Origin of the sequence: Ectothiorhodospira shaposhnikovii (assembly GCF_047222355.1) — a bacterium.
GTDB lineage: Bacteria > Pseudomonadota > Gammaproteobacteria > Ectothiorhodospirales > Ectothiorhodospiraceae > Ectothiorhodospira.
Map to the genome: position 1 here is coordinate 594024 of NZ_CP178333.1, position 16730 is coordinate 610753.

The window sequence follows — 16730 nt, forward strand, 5'->3', positions numbered from 1 at the left end:
CACTCATAAGGAGAACATTATTCATGTCGGATCACGTCCTGCTCATCGAGCAGCCGGGGGACTGGAAGCCCCATTTCCCCGAATACCCCGTGGTGGTGGCCGAGGACTACCTCACCAATCCCAGGTATTCCAGCCATACCCGTTTGCGGGTCATCAACCTGTGCCGCAGCCACCGCTACCTGAGCGAGGGGTATTACTGCTCCCTGCTGGCGGAGGCCCGCCAGCACAAGGTGGTGCCCACGGTGCGCACCCTGCAGGATCTGTCCAGGAAATCCATCTACAGCCTGGATACCGAGGACATCGACCGCAAGGTGGCCCGGGTGCTGGGACGCAAGCGCGCCGGCCTGCAGCCCACCGCCTTCGAGATCACGGTCTTCTTCGGCCAGTGCGCCCCCAAGGAAATGCACGAGATCGGCCAGCAGCTGTTCTCCATCTTTCGGGCGCCCCTGTTCAAGGTGGAATTCAGGCTGGTGGGCCAGTGGCGCATCGATGCCATCAAGCCCCTGGCCCTGAACAGCCTGACCCCGGAGCAGGAAACGGCCTTTTTCGAGGCCCTGGACAATTACCTCAAACGCCCCTGGCGCAAGCCCCGGGGGCCGCGCAACTTCAAGTACGATCTGGCCATCCTGCAGAACCCGGACGAGGATCTGCCGCCGTCGAACCGGGCGGCCCTGAACCAGTTCGTTCGCCAGGGCAAGGCCCTGGGTCTGGAAGTGGATCTGATCGACCGCAAGGATTTCGGCCGGCTGGCCGAGTACGACGCCCTGTTCATCCGCGAGACCACCCGGATCGACCATTACACCTACCGTTTCGCCCGCAAGGCGGACAGCGAGGGGATGGTGGTGATCGATGACCCGGATTCCATCCTCAAGTGCACCAACAAGGTCTACCTGGCGGAGTTGCTGGCGGGGCAGAAGGTGCCAACGCCCAAGACCCTGATCCTGCGCAAGGAAAATATCCTGGCGGCCGAGGAGGTGATCGGCTATCCGGTGGTGCTGAAGATTCCCGACGGGTCCTTTTCCCGTGGGGTGTTCAAGGCGGAGGACCGGGCGGAGCTGGAAGAGATCAGCAAGCGCCTGTTCAAGGAGTCGGACCTGATCCTGGCCCAGGAATTCGTCTACACGGAATTTGACTGGCGGGTGGGGATCCTGAACAAACAGCCCCTGTATGTGTGTCAGTACCTGATGTCCAAGAAACACTGGCAGATCGTCAATCACCAGGCCAAGGGCAATCTGCGTCAGGGGGGCTTTCGTACCCTGCCGGTGGAGCAGGCGCCTCCCGTGGTGGTGAAGACGGCCCTCAAGGCCGCCAACCTGATCGGTGACGGCCTGTACGGGGTGGATATCAAGCAGACCGACCGGGGCGTCATGGTGATCGAGGTGAACGACAACCCCAGCCTGGATGCGGGCGTGGAGGATGAGGTGCTCAAGGAGGGGTTGTATCAGGCCATCATGAAGGACTTCGTGCGGCGTCTGGACCTGATGCGGCGGCGGTGATGTATCACGTTTGAAACAGGTGAAAAAATCAAGCTCCGAGTCACGTCACGGCTGTGTCTGGGTGGGTTGCAGGGAAATTTGATCGTGAGCGGTGTAACGGAAATGGAGCAGAATCAGTCTGGTAAAACGGTACTGTTCGACATTTCTGGTAATGTGACGTATTTCAACTTCATGTTCTGAATGGGTTTTCCTGGAATGGCACGGCCATTGCTAATTCTCAGGGGCGGAAGTCGTCAGGTCATGGTGGCCTGCCTGTTCACCGCGATTCCAGTCAGGAGGAATAATTCATGAACATGTTCAAGAAGACCGCGATCACTGCTGCCATCGCACTGACTTTTGGCATTTCGGGGGCCGCCTGGGCTGATGCCTCGAACACCGGTGGCGAAGGAGAAACCGGTGTTCAGAACGCGTGGAGCGCTTCCGATTCGTTCAACAAGTCAGCCACGGACTCCGGTAACGTGTCCTATGCTGATTCCAATAATGACAGCTCGGACAACAGCAAGAGCACGGCCGATTCGTTCAACAACAGCTCGGATAACAGCAAGAGCACGGCTGACTCGTTCAACAACAGCTCGGACAACAGCAAGAGTACGGCTGACTCGTTCAACAACAGTTCGGACAACAGTCAGAACTACAGTGCTGCCGACTCCTTCAACGACAGCTCCGACAACAGCAAGAATTTCAGTACCGCCGACTCCCATAACGACAGCTCGGACAACAGCAACAACATGTCAATTGCGGATTCCGGCAACAAGACCATGACGGATTCCAACAACGACAATTCCGACAACAGCATCAATGTTGCGGCCGAGATCAATGTTTCGGATTCCGGTAATGACAATTCCGACAACAGCAAGGTCATTACCAATACCGACACCACGAATCACACGCTGAACAATACCTGGAGCAACGAGGAGGACAACAGCAAGAACACGTCGATTGCGGATTCCGGCAACAAGACCATGACGGATTCCAATAACGATTTCTCCGACCATTCGGATAATTCGGATAACAGCAAAAATTCGTCAATTGCGGACTCGTTCAACGATTCCTCCGATCATTCGAATAACTCGGATAACAGCGTTGCCAATAACTTTGATAACAGCGTGAACGGCTCGTTCAACAAGACGACGAGCGATTCCTTCAACACCCACATTGCCTCCATGGTGGTGTCTGAAAACGACCTGAGCGGTTCGGTGGCCAACACCTACCTGATCGTCGAAGGTGAGTCCAGCTATACCTCGATGAATTCCCTGGACGGTGGCTTCACCAACTCTGCGGGCATCACCCAGGTGGCCCAGAACAGTGGCGCCAACAGTCTGGTGCAGCAGCAGGTGTCCGTGCAGGCACATCTGGGCCTGCCGGGTAACGGCGGCAACGGCGGAACCGCAACCCAGTGATCCTTTAGTCTCGTGCATGGGGGGCGGTGGGCCGTCTGCTCCACCGTCTCCCGCTTCATCGGGGCCACAGTGACTGGGAGGTAACGGGTCATGTCAGGGTATTTTGAGGGTCATCGCGTTCTCTCCGGCATAACGCTGATCCTGCTGTCGGGGGTGTTGTGCAGCGTATCGGTCCATGCCCAGGAGTTGTCTCTCCCCGGGGCAGTGGACATGGACACACTGGAATCCCTGCGGGCCAGGCAGAACATCTCCTCGGTCCAGCTGAGCGAGATCACCTCCAGCGCAGGCCTGTCCAATACCTACATGGAGGGGGTGATTGCCACGGGCGACAACATCCTGGGTCCGGGGGCGCTGGAGCATTTCCATGGGATCGGCAGTGTGATTCAGAACACCGGCAACAATGTGCTGATCCAGGAATCGTTGATTCTCAATGTCAACCTCAGCCCATAGGTTTTTCGTCCGGGGCCTGATTCCGGCCCTGGGCGGTCTTGCCCTGCTGGTGAGTGCCCAGGCCGGTGTGGCCGGTAGCGTCCACGTTCCCGGTGTGATCGGTAGCCACGATGTGGCCGTCACCAGCCTTCAGGGCATGCGTTTCAGGACGGTAATACCTCAGCGCTACGACTTCAGCTGTGGTTCGGCCGCCCTTGCCACGCTGCTGACATACCATTACGGACGCCCGACCGCGGAGCGGGATGCCTTCGATGCCATGTATCAGATGGGAGACCAGGAACGCATCCGTGCGGAGGGTTTTTCCATGCTGGACATGAAACGGTATTTGCAAACCCGGGAGGGGCTGGCATCGGACGGGTTCCGTTTGCCTCTGGAAACGCTCACGGAGCTGGGGGTGCCGGCAATCGCCCTGGTGACCATCGACGGTTATCGTCATTTCGTCGTGATCAAGGGGATTCAGGATGGGCGAGTGCTGGTCGGCGATCCGGCGCTGGGCATGAGGGATTACACCAAGGCCGGATTTCAGGAGATATGGAGTAATGACATCCTGTTCCTGATCCGGGACCAGGTGACCCAGGGACGGCAGCATTTCAACTCGCCGGTGGGTTGGGAAGCCCTGACCAAGCCGCCCTATGGTACCGCCCTGGCAAGGGACGGATTGTCCAGCTTCCTGCTGGCGCTGCCCAGGCCATCTGACTGGTAAACATTGAGGTATCCGCCCATGCCGCTGTCATGGTTACGCAAGCTGCCCTGGATGCCCACCCTCTGGTTGGCGCTGTGTCTGCCCTCGGTTGTCCAGGGAGCCGATCTGCTGGATCGGTTCAACTGGGCGCGGGTGCCGGACGCGGAGCTGGCGGAGCAGCGTGGTGGCCTGATGCATCGGGGCGGTTTTGAACTGACACTGGGACTGGAACGGATGACCGCCGTCAATGGAGAGGTGGTGGCACATACCGTGTTGCGTGATTCGGCGGGGAGCCGGGCCGCACTGGATGTCCTGGGCGGCATCCATATCACCACCGGTCTGAACGGGCTGAGCGTGGAACAGTTGACGGGCAGCGGCTGGGCAACCGTGATCCAGAACACCCTGAATGAGCAACTCATCGTCAACCATACCATCATGAACATCGGCCTGACCGGCCTGGACCTCTCCCGACTGGAATTGCAGCGTGTCCTGGACGCGGGGCTGATCCAGGGGCTGCGCAGCTACTGAAGCCGGCGAATCCGGTGATGTCCTAGAATCTGATCGGCACCCGCAGGGCCACCTGTGCGTCGGGTGCCGCCGAGGTTGCGCCGATACCGACGGAAAAGTTTACGCTGGTCCGATCGGAGATGCGGTGGGACAGGCCCCAGAGGAAGGTGCCCACCTGGATGCGGTCGAAGGCGGGGTCCAGGGGATCGCCGATTTCACGCCGGGTCTTGAAGACAACGCTGTGATCATAGCCGAAGCTGACGGAGGTCCGGTTGTTGAGTGCGATGCCGGCACCCATGCTCAGCCCCAGGGCATCACCCGGATCGATCTTCCCCTGGCCTCTGCCCACGTCCTTTTCCACGTTCCAGAGGTAGCTGACGTTGCCGTAGATCACAGCCGGGTCCGTGGGGTAGATCATGGTCAGGCTGGGTTGCACGGCCCAGAATCCGGAGCCGGTGGGTTGTTCCACAAAGACTTCGGTGATGCGCTGGCCTTCCTCGTTGAAGATCTCCCGGCGTTCCACCTCAAAAGGTGAGGTGCCGGTGGTGCTCTTGACCCGCAGGTTGCCGATGAAGAAGGGTTTTCCGGTCACGGCCCGGTTGAACTGATAGTGCAGGCCCAGTTCCACGTCCCCAAGGCCGCTGCCGTCCGAACCGGCAATCTGGTCACCGGAGGTCCCCACCAGTATTTCCCGTCGCCGCAGGGATTCCTCTCGCCACACATAAGGTATCCGCAGCCCCACCTCCACCCGGTCACTCAGACCGTAGCGGATGGCAATGGCCGCCGAGAGTGTATCCCGCTGCACCTCGCTGACGTCAATGAGCCCGATGGCAATGGCCGGCAGGATGGTAAAGCCATCGATGGAGACCGTGGTGGATGAACTGTGTACATACTGGAGCGAAGGTTCCACGACCCATTTGCCCCGGGGGGTCAGCAGTCCCCGTTCCTCGAACACCGCCGCCACATCGGCCTGCCGCTGCTCCTCGGGCGGGCGCTCCCCCACGGCTTCAGGGGATTGTGCCCAGGCCGTGGTGCCCGCAAGGCACAGGGAGATGGCGGTGATGGCCGTGAATCCGGGTCTTGGGCACTTTGACATGCAGACATTCCTCTGCGGGAAGGGCGGAGCTTGCATGGTGGACGGGGGGAGATCAGGGGCTGGTGGGCAGCTTGGTTCCGGAAGTCTCCTGTCCGGAGATCATGATTTCATGCCGACGAGCCAGACGATAGAGCGTGATCCGCGAAACATCCAGCCGGCGTGCGGCCGCCGATACGTTGCCCTCGCAGATCTGCAATGCATTCAGAATGGCCTGCCGTTCGGCATCTGCACGGATGGTTTCAAGGCTTGCATGCCTGGAACCGGCAGTCAATATATCCGACAACCCCAGGTCGGCCGGCTGAATGAAGCGGTTTTCACTGAGCACCAGGGCGCGCCGCACCCGGTTGATCAGTTCACGTACATTTCCCGGCCAGTGGTGGTTGCAGATGGCTTCCATGGCGGTGGAGCTGAAGCCCTTGACGGGCCGTGACCGGTCGGTGGAAAACGTCTGGAAGAAGTGTCTTGCCAGCAGGGAGGCGTCGTGACCCCTTTCCCGCAACGGCGGCATCTCGAAACGGAGCACGTCAAGGCGGTAGAAGAGATCTTCGCGAAAGCGCCCTGAATGGACCGCGGCTTCCAGGTCCACGTGGGTGGCGGCAACCACACGTACGTCCACGGTTTCTTCGTGGTCACTGCCAACCTTCTGAACGGTCTGGTTCTGCAGGAAGCGCAGCAGGGCCGCCTGGACTTCCAGGGGCAGGTCACCGATCTCGTCCAGGAACAGGGTGCCGCCATTGGCGGCCTGCACCCGCCCAGCCCGGGCCTTGTGGGCGCCGGTGAAGGCCCCGCGTTCATGCCCGAACAGTTCCGACTGTATCAGGGAGGCGGGCACCGCGGCGCAGTTGATGGCTTCAAAGGGGCCGTCGGCACGGGGAGATTCATCGTGGACCGCCCTGGCGGCCAGCTCCTTGCCGGTTCCGCTTTCTCCCGTGATGAGTACCGGCGCAGCCACCCTGGCCACTTTTTTCACGGTCTTCATCACCTGGATCATGGTCGGGCTTTCACCGATCAGCGGCGTATTGTGGCGCCGGGTATCGGCCGTGGTTGAGTGGAGGAGTTGTGCCATGCCCGCCGCGTGCCCAAGCACCACTTCCAGACGATAGGGGTCGATGGGCAGGGAATGGAAGTCGTGGCAGCACTGGCGCAGGAATTCCCTGATCCGGTTATCCCAGAGCAGGTGAGGTTCCACCTGGGCGACCCATTCCGTATCACTGTGATGATGCAGGAAAGTTTCAAGCGTCGGGAGAATGTCAAGCATATGGGGGTGCAGCAGGAAGGTGCCCACCGGCACGGGCCCCTGCTTGAGCAACTGTTCCGCTTCAGCCAGGGATGTCGCCGAAAGGACAACCCAGTTACTGCCCAGTGGTGGCGCAACGGGTGATTTGGAAAAATCGATCCAGAGCAACCGATGGTAGGATTCTCTGCCAGAGTCCATGTAATACTCCCCTGTGCGCGCCTGTCCCTGGCCTTGTGCGGCGTGCCCGTTTTTAAAGCAATTGCTGCGCCACAGTGTAAGTGGCGTTTATTTACAGTGGCTTATCATTGTTTGACAAAGTGATTAATGTTGCTTATGTAAAATTTTTCGACAATGGTGAGTCTGTCATTGGGGCAGGCCATCCACATGGTGCCCGGGGAGAATCTGATGCTGCCCGAACCATCCCTGGGGCATCTCCAGGGCATAGCGGGCCGCGCCGTCGGAGTGGTGCAGGGTGCGGCTGTGGGGCTGCATCCGGGCGATGTTCAGTATCCGTCCCCGCGCGTCGATGAATGCGACCGAGAGGGGCAGGGGGGTGTTGAGCATCCACATGGCCACCGGTTCGGGCTGTTCCCAGATGAAGAGCATGCCGTGGTCAGGGGGCAGGGACTCCCGGAACATGAGCCCCTTCGCGCGCAGGGGGGCGGTGTCGGCCACTTCGGCGGTCAGGGGATGGTCGCCGATGCGCAGGGAAATGACGGCCAGGTCGGCCGTCGCCGCCGCCCCGTGCCTGTCCTGCTCCTGGGAGGGCAGGCAGGCGGTGATCAGCAGCAGCGTCGACAGCAGCGCCAGGAGTCGCCGGGACATGTTCATCCGTTCTTTTCCGGGAACCCCAGTTCGTTCAGTCGCTCGACCAGGGTGTCCCGCAAGGCCGGGTCGGCGTCCACGGTGACGTTGCCCGTGGCCACGTCCACGTCCACCTGTCCGACGCCGGGCAATTGTCCCAGGCCCTTTTTGATGCTGTTGGCGCAGGCGCCGCACTGGATGTTGCTGAGTGTGAGGGTGATGCTCATGGGTCGGACCTCCCTGATTGGATGGGGCGGGATTTGGGGGATGTATCTGAACGGTTCATTGCCTTGTTTAACAGGATACCGCCCTGTTTGAAAAGGGTCCCCCCTGCGGGTAAACGGGAGTGACGGATAAGTCGGTGGACGGTGTAAACTGTGGGGTCTTGGCAGCACTTCGGAGTTCACCATGCCCCAGTACAGATCCCGCACTTCCACCCATGGCCGCAACATGGCCGGCGCCCGTGCCCTGTGGCGCGCCACAGGCATGAAGGACGGCGACTTCGGCAAGCCCATCATCGCTATCGCCAATTCATTCACCCAGTTTGTCCCCGGCCATGTGCATCTCAAGGACCTGGGCCAGCTGGTGGCCCGCGAGATCGAGAAGGCCGGCGGCGTGGCCAAGGAATTCAACACCATCGCCGTGGACGACGGCATCGCCATGGGCCACGGCGGCATGCTCTATTCCCTGCCGTCCCGGGAGCTGATCGCCGACGCGGTGGAGTACATGGTCAATGCCCATTGCGCCGATGCCCTGGTGTGCATCTCCAACTGCGACAAGATCACCCCAGGCATGCTCAATGCCGCCATGCGGCTGAACATCCCGGTGGTGTTCGTCTCCGGCGGCCCCATGGAGGCGGGCAAGGTGACCCGGGGTGATAAGGTCATCAGTCTGGACCTGGTGGATGCCATGGTGACCGCCGCCAATCCCCAGGAGAGCGACGAAACCGTGATGGAGTACGAGCGCTCCGCCTGCCCCACCTGCGGTTCCTGTTCCGGCATGTTCACCGCCAATTCCATGAACTGTCTCACCGAGGCCCTGGGCCTGTCCCTGCCCGGCAACGGCTCCCTGCTGGCGACCCATGCCGGGCGCCGGGAGCTGTTCCTGGAGGCGGGGCGCCTGGTGGTGGATCTGGCCCGGCGTTACTACGAGCAGGACGATACCTCCGTGTTGCCCCGCGCCATCGCCACCCGCGAGGCCTTCGAGAATGCCATGAGCCTGGACATTGCCATGGGGGGCTCCACCAACACCGTGCTGCACCTGCTGGCGGCGGCCCGGGAAGGGGAGGTGGATTTCACCATGGCGGACATCGACCGCCTCTCCCGCAAGGTGCCCAACATCTGCAAGGTGGCCCCGGCCACTCAGCAGTATCACATGGAGGATGTGCATCGGGCCGGCGGCGTGCTGGCCATCCTCGGGGAACTGGATCAGGTGGGTCTGCTGCATCGGGACGTGGCCACCGTCCACAGTCCCACCCTGGCCGATGCCCTGGCACGCTGGGATGTGGCACGCAGCGATGCCGCCGAGGCCCATGAGCGTTTCCTGGCCGCCCCCGGCGGTGTGCCCACCCAGGAGGCCTTTTCCCAGTCCCGGCGCTGGGACGCCCTGGATCTGGACCGGACGGGGGGGTGCATTCGTTCAGTGGCCCATGCCTATTCCCAGGATGGCGGGCTGGCGGTGCTCTACGGCAATCTGGCCCCGGAGGGCTGTATCGTCAAGACCGCCGGCGTGGACGAGAGCATTCTGAAGTTCTCCGGTCCTGCCCGGGTGTTCGAAAGTCAGGACGATGCCGTGGCGGCGATCCTGGGTGATCAGGTGAAGGCGGGAGATGTGGTGATCATCCGCTATGAAGGCCCCCGCGGCGGGCCGGGGATGCAGGAGATGCTTTACCCCACCAGTTACCTGAAATCCAAGGGGCTGGGCAAGGCCTGTGCCCTGGTGACGGACGGCCGTTTTTCCGGTGGCACCTCGGGTCTGTCCATCGGGCATGTGTCACCGGAAGCCGCCGAGGGCGGCAACATCGGTCTGGTGGAGGAGGGGGATATCATCGAGATCGATATCCCGGCGCGGGTGATCCGCATTGCCGTGGAGGATGCGGAGCTTGAGCGTCGGCGGGTCGCCATGGAGCAGCGGGGCGGAAAGGCCTGGCAGCCGGCTGACCGGCAGCGGGTGGTGAGCCAGGCACTCAAGGCCTATGCCCTGATGGCCACTTCCGCGGCCCGGGGGGCGGTGCGGGACATTTCCCAGTTGCAGGTGAAGCGGTAGGTTTGGGATGGGAGGGCCGGGGATGGGGGCAGGCCCGGCCCTCCCCCGGCCTAAAGGGCGATCGTTTCCTCGTACTCCGGCACCCGGGCGTCGATGCCGTGTTCCTCTCGCAGCAACCCGGCCAGGGCATCCCGGGCCTGGGGTTCTCCGTGAACCATGTAGAACACCGGCTTGCCCTTGAATCCCTTTGCCCAGCTTACCAGCTGACCCTGTCCTGCATGGGCGGAAAAGCCTCCCAGGGTATGTATCCGGGCCTTGACCGCCACTTCGCTGCCCAGCAGCTTGACCCGCTCCACCCCGTCCACCAGCATGCGCCCCAGGCTGCCCCGGGCCTGGAACCCCACGATCACCACGTGGTTCTGCTTGCGCCACAGGTTGTACTTGAGATGGTGGCGGATACGCCCGCCGGTGCACATGCCGGCGCCGGCGATGATGATGGCCCCGGACTTGATCCGGTTGATGGCCATGGACTCCTCCACCCGGCGAGTGAACTGCAGGATGGGCAGTGACGCCTCCAGGGGTTCCCCGGAGGCCTGGCGGAGCTGTTTGAGGTCCTTGCCGTTGAGGGCATCCCGGCGCCTGGCATAGAGCTCCGTGACCTGAATGCCCATGGGGCTGTCCAGAAAGACTTTCTGCTGGGGCAGGCGGCCCTGATGGTAGAGCATGCCCAGGTGGTAGAGGATTTCCTGGGTGCGTCCCACGGCAAAGGCGGGGATCAGGACGTTGCCGCCGTCCCGGTCCGCCTGGGCCAGGATCTGCGCCAGTTCTTCCAGGGTCTCCGCCAGCGGACGGTGATCCCGGTTGCCGTAGGTACTCTCCATCAGGACCACGTCTGCGTGTTCCGGCTGGGCCGGTGTATGCATCAGCGCCGAGTCCGGATTGCCCAGGTCTCCGGAAAACACCAGGTGCCGTTTGCGTCCGCCGTCATCCACGATCAAATCCACGATGGCGGAGCCGAGTATGTGGCCCGCGTCGCGGAAGGTCAGCTGCACGTCCTGGGTCACTGATTCCGGCCGGCCATAGGGCATGGGGTGGCAGAGTGCCAGGGTGGCATCCACGTCGTCCTGGGTATAAACGGGTTCAATCAGGGGCTTGTCTGCCCGTTCCCGCCACTTGTTCTCCCATTCGATGTCCTTGGACATGACGTGGGCGGCGTCCCGCAGCATGATTTCCAGCAGCTCCAGGGTGGAGTCGGTGCAGTGAATGGGGCCCTGGAAGCCGTCCCGCACCAGTTTCGGCAGCAGGCCGGCATGGTCCAGGTGGCCGTGGGAGATGACGACGGCATCCACCGTTTTGGCCAGGTGAGCGAGGGAGCGGCGGTTGGCCTTGTCGGCCTCGGCGCCGCCCTGCTGGATGCCGCATTCCAGCAGCAGGCGGCTGTGTCCGGTTTCCAGCAGATAGCGGGAGCCGGTGACTTCGCCGGTGGCGCCCAGGAAGGTCAGCTTGGACATGTTTTCAGATTCCCGTGTGTTGGTGGATCGGGGCTGCGCCGGCAGGCAGGCTCAGCGCTCCCGGCGATAGATCAGATCCATGCTCTGGGAGTCGGTGCTGGACCTGGTTTCCAGGCTCAGGGTCCGGGAGAGCTGATAATTGAGCATCACCGTGGAGCTCTGTTGGAACAACCCCATGGCATAGCGCAGATACAGCCTGGGGGAGAGATAGCGTCCCATCATCAGGGCGGCATCGTCCAGGTCCGTGCCGGTGTCCACCGCGAATTCGTCCAGGCCCAGTTGCCGGCCGATGCGGTCGGTGATGAAGGCGCCCCGTTCGATACCGAACATGGCAATGGCCGAGGCAATGGCGCCGGCATCCGTCTCGCTGCCACCTGACAGGGGGCGGCCGGTGATCAGAAAGGCGAGGGCCTCGCTGTCTTCCATGGCCGGATCGGAGAAGATCCGTGAACGGGGTTCCTCCAGAGTGCCGATGATTTCGATGCCCACCAGCACCTCATGAATCGGTATGCGACGGGAGGCCCTTAGATTAAGGCCGGGGTTTTCCGGCGGTCCCTGGAACAGGAGCACCCCGCGTTCCACGGTCAGATCCTGGCCATAGGCCCTGTAGCGTCCTTCATTCACCCGCACTTCACCGATCAGCCGTGTGGACATCCCCGGCGTTTCCTGAACCATCACGTTGCCGCTGAGTCGCGCCTCCAGGCCGAAGCCGCTGATGCGAACCTGGTCACCCAGGATCAGGCGTACCCGTGCGATCACCTGCAGGGGCCGGGCCTCCTCGGTGTCGCTATCGAGAATGATCTCGTCCCGGGACACCGAGACCGCCTGCTGGGGTAGCTCCAGCAGGGTGAGGGTGGCCTCGGGAATGGTCAGGTCACCTCGGACGATGACCCGTTCACCCAGCACGGCTATATAAAGGTCCGGGCTGACCAGCAGGTCCACGTCGGGGCGGCGTGCCGCCTGGAAGCGATCGCCCCGGATGTTCAGATTGACGGGGTACTGGTTGTCCGGGTCCAGCAGGACATGGCCGTCCAGGGTCAGCCGCCCGGGGCCGGAGCTTACGCTGCCATCAAGTATCAGGCGTTCCGTTCCGTCGTTGCGGGCGGTGAAGGTCAGTTCATCCAGGGTGATGCCCAGGTCCGGAATGTCCATGCGGCCATCGCTCAGGGTGATTCGGCCATCAATCAGTGGGTTGGACAGCGTACCGGCCAGATCCACGTCGGCGTCGATTCGGCCCGCCGGTTCCCGGATCTGGGGCGCCAGCATCTCCAGCCAGCCCAGTTCGGTGAGGTCGGCCCGGGCATTGCCCGCCAGGGCCAGTTCACCGTCCGTCCCTGGTCGGGCGGTGAATCGGGCACTGACGGTGCCGCCCTCCAGAAAGCCGAACTGCAGGGCCGCCTCGATGTCACGGTCCTGGACCCGCAGATCCACCCTGGCCTGTTGGTAGGGGATGATTTTCTCATCGCCCTCCAGGTCCAGCATGCGCAGGTTGCCGTCGCCGGGCAGTATCCGGGCCTCCAGTTGCAGGTGTTCGTCCAGGCGCAGATCGGCCCGGGCGTCCAGGTAGCCGTCCAGACGCAGATTCTGGGGCAGCAGCGGTGCCAGACCGTCCAGGGCCAGGTCTGACAGGGTCAGCTGGCCCCGGCCACCCTCACGGTCGGACCAGGCGCCGTCCAGGCAGAGGCGGGCTTCATCCTGCAGCAGGCAGAGCTGTCCCAGTTCGGCGCTGCTTGCCGAGGCCTGCAGGGGGGCGGGGGCTTCCAGTTGCCAGGCGCCCGCCAGGGGTTGATCCAAATTGAGGCGGGTGAGGCGACCACGCCAGTCCGGCGGATCCATGGCCGTCAGGCTGCCCGCCAGACTCAGGCCCAGTCTGCCCTGGTCCGCATCCAGGTCCAGGCGGATCCGGTGGTCGTCACCCCGGCCTTCCCCCGCCAGGGTCAGGCGTGTCAGGTCCAGGACCTCTCCCAGGCGCAGGGCCTCGACGGTCAGGTTCAGCGCAAGGGGGCTTTGCGGTGAAAGGCCGGCCTGCAGGTCCAGGTCCATCCGGCCCAGGGCCAGATCGTTGTAACCCATGTCCCGACCCTGGGCCGTGGCGGTGATCCGCGGGCTGTCCAGCGGGCCCTGGATCTGGCCGCGGGCCTGCAAGCGGCCGGTGAGTCCGGGCCACAGGCCCGGCAGGTCCGGTGCCTGCAGGTCAAAGGCCAGGTCCAGGCCCTCGGCGACTTCGCCCTTGGCGTCGAGGCGGTTGTCTCCCACGGCCAGTTGCAGGCCCGGGGATGTCAGACGGTTGCCGGCGACGTCGATCCGGCCCTGACCGCGCACGGGGAATTCCCGCAGGGTGCCGGAGAGTTCCCGCAGATCCACCCGGGTGACGACGCCCAGGGTATCGTCCAGGCGGCCTTCGGTGCCCAGTGCCAGTTGCAGCCGACCTGGCAGATCGGCGACAAACCGGCCGGGCTCCAGGTTCCGGCCCCGAAGGTCCAGGGCCCAGGACAGGCCCTCGTGCCAGTGGATCCGGCCGCTCAGGTCCAGATCACCGGCTTCGCCACGGATCGACAGCGGTGCCGGGCGCAGGGTTCGGGTATCCCCTTCGGCGTTCAGGGTCAGGGCCAGGGTGGGCCATGGGTCCAGGGTGACGGCGGTGTCCAGGTCCAGGACATAGGCATCGGGCCGACCCCGGGTCACCAGCCGGCCCTCCGCCACGGACAGGGGCTGGTCTTGCGCCAGGGTGATGGTGAGGGCCTGCCAGTGGTGGGTCAGGTCCAGGACCAGATCGGTGACGGGATCGTGGATGTCACCCTCGGTGACCAGATTCAAGGGGGCCAGGACCTGGTGGCGGAGTGTCAGTCGGGCCAGGTCTCCCTGGGTGACGAGTTGCCCCCGGGCCTGATCGGCGTCGGGCAGGAACTCGCCGGCAGTCTCGGGCAGGGGCAGGCGCCAGTCCACCCCCAGTTCCATCGGGTAGGGCAGGGCCAGTCCGATGTGACCCGCGGCCAGGATGTCGGCGAGGGGGCTGTCCACGGCCAGGCGGCGGATCAGCACCCGCTCCTGATCCAGATGCAGGGACAGGCGCAGACTGTCCACGGCCAGCGGTTCGGCCTCGGGGCCGGTGCGAAACCGGATCTGCCGGATGTGACCCTCGGGCAGGTTCACCACCACCGGCATGGGGATCGAGTCGGGAAGGCTGAAAGGCTCGTCGGCGGGCGGGGCATCCGGGTCCGGGGTGAGGGTCAGGTCCAGTTCCGCCGCCTGCAGCGTGAGAACCTCGACCCGCAGTCCGGTCAGCGGCAGCAGGGCCACCCGGGCCTCCAGATGGGCCAGTCCGGCGGTGAGGGCTTCATGACGGTAGTGGATGTCCCTGGCCGTCAGGCCCTTGAGCAGGTTGCCTTCCAGGTGCCCGATCTCCAGTTCTCCGGGGATGAAGCCGACACCCACCTGCACCAGGAGCCGGGCGCCGGGCCCGGTGCCCACCAGGAAGGTGAACAGGGTGAACAGCAGCAGAATGATCAGCAACAAAGCCGCAAGAAGACGCCGGATCACAGGTCCATTCCCATGCTCAGGTGCAGGCGGAAATTGTCATCGCTGTCGATGGGGTGAGCGATGTCCACCCGGATGGGGCCGATGGGGGAGCGCCAGCGTACTCCTACACCCACCCCGTAGCGGGCATTCCAGTCATTGAGATGGTTGAAGGCGTTGCCGCCGTCGGCAAACACGGCCACGCTCCATTGATCCGCGAACGGGTAGTCCATCTCGATGCTGCCGCTGGCCATGTGGCGGCCGCCGATGATGTCGCCATCGTCGTTGGTGGGGCCCAGTTTCTGGTAGCCGTAGCCGCGCACGCTGCTGTCACCGCCGGCGAAGAAACGCAGGGACGCGGGCAATCTGGCGAAGTCCTGCACGGCGGTGGTGCCGGCATCGGCCCGTAGCAGCAGGCGTCCTTCTCCCAGGGGCATGATATACCTGGCGCGGCCGGTAGCCTGGGCGAAGCTGATCGAGGACAGTAGATCCTCGGAAGCACCTCTGAGACTGAAATTCAGGCGCCAGCCCTGGCGAGGGAAGATGGGATGATCCGCCTGGACACGGGACATCTGGAATCCGGGCATCAGCAGGGTGGTGCTGTCGCGAACGTCTGCTACTTCATAGTCTTCGCGCTCGAATGTCAGGGACCGGGTCTGGATCCAGCCGGAGGGGAGTTGTCGCAGATGGGCGATGCCCAGACTATAGATGTCGCTCTCGGAGGTGTCGGTGTTTTCGCTCTGATAGCCGGCGGTCAGGTTGATGCGTTCCCGGGCCGGGTCACCCAAGGGGATCTCATAGCCGATCCCTACCTGGGTATTCACCGATGAGACTTCCAGTTCGGCGTGATAGCGGTGGCCGGCGCGGTTGGCGCGATGGTTTTCCACCCCCAGACGCACGCGCGGTCCCTTGTCGGTGCTGGCCCCGACCCCTGCCAGGTAAGACCACTTGTTGCGTGGGGTCAGGGTGACGTGAATGGGGACCTCCAGGTCCTCTGCCTCATCGGTGCGGGGGTCCACGCGCACGTCGCTGAAATAGCCGCTGTTCATGAAGGCCTGCTGCATACTGATCAGGCGGCGACTGTCATAGACATCCCCCTGTTCGAACGGGATGAACCTGCGCACCAGCCGGTCATGAAAGGTGTCCTGCTCCAGCGTGACCGGGCCCAGGAAATAGCGGGGGCCGCTCTCCAGATGGATCACCAGATCCGCTGCCTGTTCCCGGATGTCCACCCGCATCTGACTGGTGGTGATGCGGGCATCCAGATAGCCCCGTGCCGCCGCGTGGCGGTTGAGATTGCCCTTGATCTGCTCGTAGCGGTCGTGGCGCAGACGGTCGCCGGGACGGATGGGAGGAGATTGGACCAGGTCGGCGAAGGTGGGATCCTGTTCCGCCTCGCCGATGATGCGGATGTCCAGGTTGCGGACCCGTACCGGGGGACCGGGTTCCAGCTCCACGTCCAGAGACCAGCAGGCCTCGTCGCGACGGAAGTCCAGGCTGAAGCGGGGCTCGTAATAGCCCAGGGCTCGCAGGGCGCCGCGGATTTCCCGGTCGGCGGCGCGCAGCAGGGGGCGTTCCCGCCATTCGGGAAGATCGCATCCCTCCCGGGCCAGGCCCAGATGGGCGCGAATGTTGTCCGTGATCTCGTCACCCACATCGGAGATGCGGATGCGGGGCTCAGCCCCCAGGACCAGGCCGGGGAGCAGGCCCAGCAGGAGGATGAGGGCGGACAGCGGGCGCCTGATCGGGGCATGGCATCGGGCAGGCGGGTGATGGGCAGTCATCAATGACGGCGTCCTGAGTCTTGTTTCCCTATCAGGTTAGCC

Annotated in this window: 13 protein-coding genes; 6 read left to right on the forward strand and 7 right to left on the reverse strand. The window is 63.4% G+C overall.

Features of this window, described 5'->3' with window-relative positions; translation table 11 throughout:
* Positions 1-23 precede the first annotated feature (23 nt).
* The 5 genes from ACLF6L_RS02630 to ACLF6L_RS02650 all read left to right on the forward strand — a co-directional run bounded on the left by ACLF6L_RS02630 (position 24) and on the right by ACLF6L_RS02650 (position 4556).
* A complete protein-coding gene (locus tag ACLF6L_RS02630) occupies positions 24-1496 on the forward strand; it encodes a RimK family protein (protein WP_412852312.1) in 1473 nt (490 codons plus the stop codon).
* 287 nt (positions 1497-1783) lie between these two features.
* Positions 1784-2896 (forward strand): hypothetical protein, encoded by a 1113-nt coding sequence (locus ACLF6L_RS02635; RefSeq protein ID WP_412852313.1) that lies wholly within the window; start codon positions 1784-1786, stop codon positions 2894-2896.
* Between the two features lie 90 nt (positions 2897-2986).
* The gene (locus ACLF6L_RS02640; protein WP_412852314.1) at positions 2987-3346 is read left to right on the forward strand and encodes a hypothetical protein; all 360 of its coding nucleotides are present in this window, start codon (positions 2987-2989) and stop codon (positions 3344-3346) included.
* On the forward strand, positions 3327-4049 hold the full coding sequence (locus ACLF6L_RS02645) for a C39 family peptidase (protein ID WP_412852315.1): 723 nt from the start codon (positions 3327-3329) through the stop codon (positions 4047-4049). The genes ACLF6L_RS02640 and ACLF6L_RS02645 overlap by 20 nt, the downstream gene beginning before the upstream one ends.
* 18 nt (positions 4050-4067) lie before the next feature.
* A complete protein-coding gene (locus ACLF6L_RS02650) occupies positions 4068-4556 on the forward strand; it encodes a hypothetical protein (protein ID WP_412852316.1) in 489 nt (162 codons plus the stop codon).
* Positions 4557-4578: 22 nt separating this feature from the next.
* Here ACLF6L_RS02650 and ACLF6L_RS02655 read toward each other — a convergent pair whose 3' ends face one another.
* From ACLF6L_RS02655 to ACLF6L_RS02670, 4 genes are all read right to left on the reverse strand, one after another.
* The gene (locus tag ACLF6L_RS02655; protein ID WP_200173232.1) at positions 4579-5631 is read right to left on the reverse strand and encodes a transporter; all 1053 of its coding nucleotides are present in this window, start codon (positions 5629-5631) and stop codon (positions 4579-4581) included.
* A 52-nt stretch (positions 5632-5683) separates the two neighbouring features.
* Entirely contained in the window at positions 5684-7066 is a 1383-nt protein-coding gene (locus ACLF6L_RS02660; RefSeq protein WP_200173230.1) for a sigma-54 dependent transcriptional regulator, read from the reverse strand.
* 165 nt (positions 7067-7231) lie between these two features.
* On the reverse strand, positions 7232-7693 hold the full coding sequence (locus tag ACLF6L_RS02665; RefSeq protein ID WP_412852317.1) for a DUF192 domain-containing protein: 462 nt from the start codon (positions 7691-7693) through the stop codon (positions 7232-7234).
* A gap of 2 nt (positions 7694-7695) precedes the next feature.
* Positions 7696-7899 (reverse strand): heavy-metal-associated domain-containing protein, encoded by a 204-nt coding sequence (locus ACLF6L_RS02670; RefSeq protein ID WP_412852318.1) that lies wholly within the window; start codon positions 7897-7899, stop codon positions 7696-7698.
* A 181-nt stretch (positions 7900-8080) separates the two neighbouring features.
* Here ACLF6L_RS02670 and ilvD point away from each other — a divergent pair, with 181 nt between their 5' ends.
* Positions 8081-9937 carry a dihydroxy-acid dehydratase gene (gene ilvD, locus ACLF6L_RS02675; RefSeq protein WP_412852319.1) on the forward strand — a complete coding sequence of 619 codons (1857 nt, stop codon included), beginning with the start codon at positions 8081-8083 and terminating at the stop codon, positions 9935-9937.
* Positions 9938-9987: 50 nt separating this feature from the next.
* On the opposite strand, the gene ACLF6L_RS02680 is transcribed toward ilvD, so the two are convergent.
* Genes ACLF6L_RS02680 through ACLF6L_RS02690 form a run of 3 tightly spaced genes read right to left on the reverse strand, consistent with a single transcriptional unit; the run spans position 9988 to position 16688 of the window.
* The gene (locus ACLF6L_RS02680) at positions 9988-11388 is read right to left on the reverse strand and encodes an MBL fold metallo-hydrolase RNA specificity domain-containing protein (protein ID WP_200173223.1); all 1401 of its coding nucleotides are present in this window, start codon (positions 11386-11388) and stop codon (positions 9988-9990) included.
* Between the two features lie 51 nt (positions 11389-11439).
* The gene (locus ACLF6L_RS02685; RefSeq protein WP_200173221.1) at positions 11440-14928 is read right to left on the reverse strand and encodes a translocation/assembly module TamB domain-containing protein; all 3489 of its coding nucleotides are present in this window, start codon (positions 14926-14928) and stop codon (positions 11440-11442) included.
* Complete coding sequence (locus ACLF6L_RS02690) at positions 14925-16688, reverse strand: autotransporter assembly complex protein TamA (protein ID WP_412852320.1); 1764 nt, start codon at positions 16686-16688, stop codon at positions 14925-14927. The genes ACLF6L_RS02685 and ACLF6L_RS02690 overlap by 4 nt, the downstream gene beginning before the upstream one ends.
* Between the last annotated feature and the right edge of the window lie 42 nt (positions 16689-16730).

What these genes read in the sequence shown, in the direction of transcription:
- ACLF6L_RS02630 (WP_412852312.1), top strand. Translation starts at nt 24, where the DNA reads ATGTCGGATCACGTCCTGCTCATCGAGCAGCCGGGGGACTGGAAGCCC.
- ACLF6L_RS02635 (WP_412852313.1), top strand. Translation starts at nt 1,784, where the DNA reads ATGAACATGTTCAAGAAGACCGCGATCACTGCTGCCATCGCACTGACT.
- ACLF6L_RS02640 (WP_412852314.1), top strand. Translation starts at nt 2,987, where the DNA reads ATGTCAGGGTATTTTGAGGGTCATCGCGTTCTCTCCGGCATAACGCTG.
- ACLF6L_RS02645 (WP_412852315.1), top strand. Translation starts at nt 3,327, where the DNA reads ATGTCAACCTCAGCCCATAGGTTTTTCGTCCGGGGCCTGATTCCGGCC.
- ACLF6L_RS02650 (WP_412852316.1), top strand. Translation starts at nt 4,068, where the DNA reads ATGCCGCTGTCATGGTTACGCAAGCTGCCCTGGATGCCCACCCTCTGG.
- ACLF6L_RS02655 (WP_200173232.1), bottom strand. Translation starts at nt 5,631, where the DNA reads ATGTCAAAGTGCCCAAGACCCGGATTCACGGCCATCACCGCCATCTCC.
- ACLF6L_RS02660 (WP_200173230.1), bottom strand. Translation starts at nt 7,066, where the DNA reads ATGGACTCTGGCAGAGAATCCTACCATCGGTTGCTCTGGATCGATTTT.
- ACLF6L_RS02665 (WP_412852317.1), bottom strand. Translation starts at nt 7,693, where the DNA reads ATGTCCCGGCGACTCCTGGCGCTGCTGTCGACGCTGCTGCTGATCACC.
- ACLF6L_RS02670 (WP_412852318.1), bottom strand. Translation starts at nt 7,899, where the DNA reads ATGAGCATCACCCTCACACTCAGCAACATCCAGTGCGGCGCCTGCGCC.
- ilvD (WP_412852319.1), top strand. Translation starts at nt 8,081, where the DNA reads ATGCCCCAGTACAGATCCCGCACTTCCACCCATGGCCGCAACATGGCC.
- ACLF6L_RS02680 (WP_200173223.1), bottom strand. Translation starts at nt 11,388, where the DNA reads ATGTCCAAGCTGACCTTCCTGGGCGCCACCGGCGAAGTCACCGGCTCC.
- ACLF6L_RS02690 (WP_412852320.1), bottom strand. Translation starts at nt 16,688, where the DNA reads ATGACTGCCCATCACCCGCCTGCCCGATGCCATGCCCCGATCAGGCGC.